3 protein-coding genes are annotated in these 4,268 nt (G+C 50.6%); 1 reads left to right on the top strand and 2 read right to left on the bottom strand.

All coding sequences use genetic code 11. The annotated features are described in order from the left end of the window. Positions 1 to 70: 70 nt before the first annotated feature. On the bottom strand, positions 71 to 949 hold the full coding sequence (locus BZG83_RS15940; protein WP_077482021.1) for an MIP/aquaporin family protein: 879 nt from the start codon (positions 947 to 949) through the stop codon (positions 71 to 73). A 293-nt stretch (positions 950 to 1,242) separates the two neighbouring features. Continuing rightward, entirely contained in the window at positions 1,243 to 1,965 is a 723-nt protein-coding gene (locus BZG83_RS15935) for a riboflavin synthase subunit alpha (protein ID WP_077482019.1), read from the bottom strand. 153 nt (positions 1,966 to 2,118) lie between these two features. Between BZG83_RS15935 and BZG83_RS15930 the strand changes: the two genes are divergently transcribed. Beyond that, on the top strand, positions 2,119 to 4,268 hold a 2,150-nt coding region (locus tag BZG83_RS15930; RefSeq protein ID WP_077482017.1), incomplete at its 3' end, for a TonB-dependent receptor domain-containing protein.

Below are 4,268 nucleotides of genomic sequence, written 5' to 3'. Positions count from 1 at the left end.
GACATAATATGATCCTTTTGTTCTCTGTTATTTTAGTCGGTTTGGCGCCAATCGGCGCCATCCGTATTATTTATGCATTCACTTCACGGGCGTCAGTTTCTTTCGCCTGCACCAGTGCTTCTTCATCGTCTTCACACTGATTTGGAATCGTGCAGCCGTGACCCGCTTGAGGTAGATAAGGCGCGATCGCTTTTGGATACAACCAGCCACCGAAGCAAGCACCTAGGATTGGCGCAACGATGGGAACAATAAAGTAAGGAATATCACGCGCACCGGTTAGGGCGTAATCCCATCCAGCTAGGTAAGCAAAGAATTTCGGACCGAAATCACGCGCGGGGTTCATGGCAAACCCGGTCAATGGACCCAGTGAGCCACCAATAACCGCAATCAGGATACCAATCAGCAATGGGTTCATGGGCCCACGCGCGGCACCGTTGTTTTCATCACCTAACGCCAAGATGCCGAACATCAACACGGCGGTAATCACAAATTCGACGGCCATCGCGCCCATAAAGGAAATGGCAGGATGTGCATAGGTTGAAAAAATCCCCGCAGTGGCTAGCGCTTCAGGGCTACTGCGTACAATGTTATTGGCCAGCTCATACTCGACAAAGAGGTTGCTATAAAGGCTGTAGACCAGTGCCGCCGAGGCAAAGGCACCGAGCATTTGTGAAACGATATAAGGCACGACCTTGCTTTTTTCAAAGCCGTGAAAAGCAGCCAGTGCAATGGTGACAGCCGGGTTGATGTGCGCGCCCGACACCCCTGCGGTACAGTAAATGGCAATCGCCACCCCGAAGCCCCACACAATACTGATTTCCCATTGGCCGAAGTCGGCGCCTGTCAGTACCAGGGCGGCGACACAGCCCACACCAAAGAAGATGAGCAAGCCCGTGCCGATAAACTCGGCGACGCACTCTCCTAATAAAGTCGACGCTTTTCTGTTCATGATGATTATCCTTGTCACTGTTAGTAGGGTTACACGTTCAAAACCACACTAACATTTTGCACACTCTCATCATCTCGAAAACAAAATAACAACAAAAATGAGCGTTCGAGCATATATCGATGAATTGTTGCTGACATTTTTGTTAAGCACATCATCATTTGAGCAGGTTCGCGCACAATTTGAGCAGATCGGAGGAGTGGGTAATGTTAACGCCACGTAAAATCAGTCAACATCTCACCAAAAGAAAAGGAGAGCCGAGGCTCTCCTACTCACGGTGCTGAAAACACCATGGTTTATTGATCGTCCGATTTGGACAAGGCTTGCTGCGCCGCATGGCCAATCGCATCGATATCGGCATTGTGCGAGGCTAAAAATCGCTCAAACAAAGGCATCAACGCGCCCATCTTTTCGTCAATGGCATCTCRCACGGTATCAACCACCACTTGCGTGCCGCGTTCAATTTCAACATTGATCGCTGTTCCCGCCTGTTTGGCCTCGAAGGTTGTCATCCTGCGCGTCTCTGGGATCAGCCACACCTCGAACCAACCATCGTTTTTATTGACGTCAGATACCGTCAAACTGGCCCCGTTGAGCGCAATGTAGCCTTTCGGGAAGATGTACTTCATCCATTCATGAGGCACAGAGACGCGAATGCGATAGTTATCGTCAATCTGTTGAACGTCTAGAACGGTAGTATTGAAATCAATATGGCCAGATAACGGGTGCCCGCCCACTTCTGCCCCTTCTTTGGCCGCGCGTTCAGCATTAACCATGTCGCCCACGTCTACCGCTTTTAATGTGGTGACGGCAAGGCTTTGCAACATCACATCAAACCGTACCAAGGTTTCATCAAGCTGCTCAGTAACCGTTAAACACACACCATCGATAGCGATGCTTGCACCAATTTCAAGCCCCTCGCAAAATCCAGCGGGGAAGCGGATATCCAGAGTTCGTAATCCACCCTGATCGCGGCAGCGCTCAATGGTCGCGACCGCTTGAATAATCCCAGTAAACATAGCCGTTCCTATCGTTAATTTTGGCTCATCATACTGCGAAGTCGCTGTATTCGCCACTCACTCAATAAGTGATAATCACTATCATTAGCATTGCCAGATTGACGAGTTAGGCGTATAGTGCGCGCTTTTATGCGTCAGTAAAGTTTTATGAGCATGCAGTATCCTCTTTTACGTTTTGCCATCTTGGCAGCGCTTTCCATGAGTGCCCAAGCCGCGAGTACCGACGGCACATCTGTTCCCAAAGAGATTGAGACCGTCAAAGTACAAGGCGAGCAGCTAAAGCACCCAATTACCCTTATCTCCCCGGGAAAATCCACGTTAGAGCTGGATGATATTCAACGCGAACAAGCCCACAACATCGGTGAGCTGGTAATGAAAATGCCGGGCGTATCACTTGATGGTGGCGCGCGCCCGGGTAGTGAACGCATTAATGTCTGGGGATTCTCACACCCTTCCGCGCTCTCGATCCGTGTCGATGGCGCCCCCGTCGGCTTTCAACAATATCGCTATGGTAGCTTTTTTCTTGACCCTCAACTGCTACGTTCGGTACGCCTTATCAAAGGCGACCATAACGTTCGCGCCAGCCTTGGCGCTTTCGCGGGCAGTTTTGTGATGGAAACGAAAGAGGCCACTGACTTTCTTGATCCAGATTCGTCGATTGGCGCCATGGCGCAAGCGGGTTTCAACAGTGTGAACCATCAATGGAAGCGCAGTGTCACCACCTATGGTGCGTCTGACTCTGGGTGGTCCGTGCTATTGCATGGCTCTCGACGTGATGCCGATGATATCGAACTAGGCAACGGTGATGTCTTTACCTTCTCTGGCTACCGTCAACACAGTTTGCTGGGTAAAGTTCGCTACCAATCCGACGCGCACAATATGATGTTCAGCCATACGCGCTATGATGACCAAGGGCGAAAACCGTGGGCAAACCGACGGGGAGCCATGCCATCGGTAACGCCCTACAAAATTAAAAAGTATGGTAGCTACGATGCCGCGCTATTTGCCGCCTCAGTGGACAATCATTATCGCGAATACACCAGCACCTTAAATTACCACTACCAGCCTTATAATGATTACATTGATACCAGTGTCGTCATTGCACACTCACAGAATCATCGCTATTGGGAACGCCCGGATAGTACCTATCACTCTTACATCACAACAGGCCAATATGGCCACCAAGTCTGGTTATCTTATGAGCGCTGGTTTGCCGAGCTAACCAATACCAGTCACTTCGGTGATCACGAAGTCATGGTGGGGGCGCAGTACCAGAACCAGGACAGAAACTCGCACGTTTACAACCATACTTATCGCAAAAAGCCAGAAAAGAACTATGGCTACTTTACGCCATCCTTTGAGCCCTCGGGCGAGCAACAAACCGCCAGTGTGTTCGTTCAAGATAAGTACTTTATTACCCCAGATCTCGAACTCACCGCATCACTGCGCTACAGCCATATTCGTTCTCAAGGGGTACCAAACGCCGCGCCAGACTATAATGACCCATCCGTTGGACACGATTACAGTGCGGTCTCACACCAAGGTTGGGAGCCGCGTATTGCATTAACCTACGATCTGAGTCCAGCCACGCAAATAAAAGCGGCTTATGCCTATGGTTTGAAGGCACCGACCATTGATGAGCTCTACACAGTGCAGTTTTCGAGAGCGTCTAAGCGCGCTGCCACCAGCCGCGATCTCTCAGTCACACGTATCAATGCCTATTTATTGGGCGTATCTGATAAGCGTCAGAATGCCTTGTTCGAAGGGGATCACCTAGCAACAGAGGTGACACTGTTTTGGAATGATGTCATTCATGACGTTGCGCAGCGTCGTGGGGTCAATGCGACCAAACAAAAAGAAGGCTACTACACCAATCTCGACGGACTCTATACTTACGGGTTTGATGCGCAAGTGCAGTATCGTCTCAACGATTGGTTTACAGATGCCTCTGTCTCTATGGTGCGCGGCAAACACAAAGGCTCGCTACGTGACAGTACCGGCGACGACGAGTATTGGTATGACAACCCGCCCCTCAGCGCCTCACTCGGCGTGGGCCATCAACTAACCGATACGATTGAAGTTGCATGGCAAGGCCAATACTGGGATGAGCAAGACCGTATCCCAGAGAACCCCTCACTGCATACCGCCAATGTAGAGAGCGACGCCTACTTCTTCCAAAACCTCTATGGAGAATGGACACCGCGTGACGACTTTACGCTACGCGCCACCATCGCTAACCTGACCAATCAGTATTACACACCCTACCTGTCTGCCGGTGTGCCCGCTGCGGGACGCGATGTACC

This window comes from Salinivibrio sp. PR919 (assembly GCF_001995355.1).
Taxonomy (GTDB): Bacteria; Pseudomonadota; Gammaproteobacteria; order Enterobacterales; family Vibrionaceae; genus Salinivibrio; species Salinivibrio proteolyticus.
This window is presented reverse-complemented; position numbering and strand designations above follow the sequence as displayed.

What these genes read in the sequence shown, in the direction of transcription:
- BZG83_RS15940 (WP_077482021.1), bottom strand. Translation starts at nt 949, where the DNA reads ATGAACAGAAAAGCGTCGACTTTATTAGGAGAGTGCGTCGCCGAGTTT.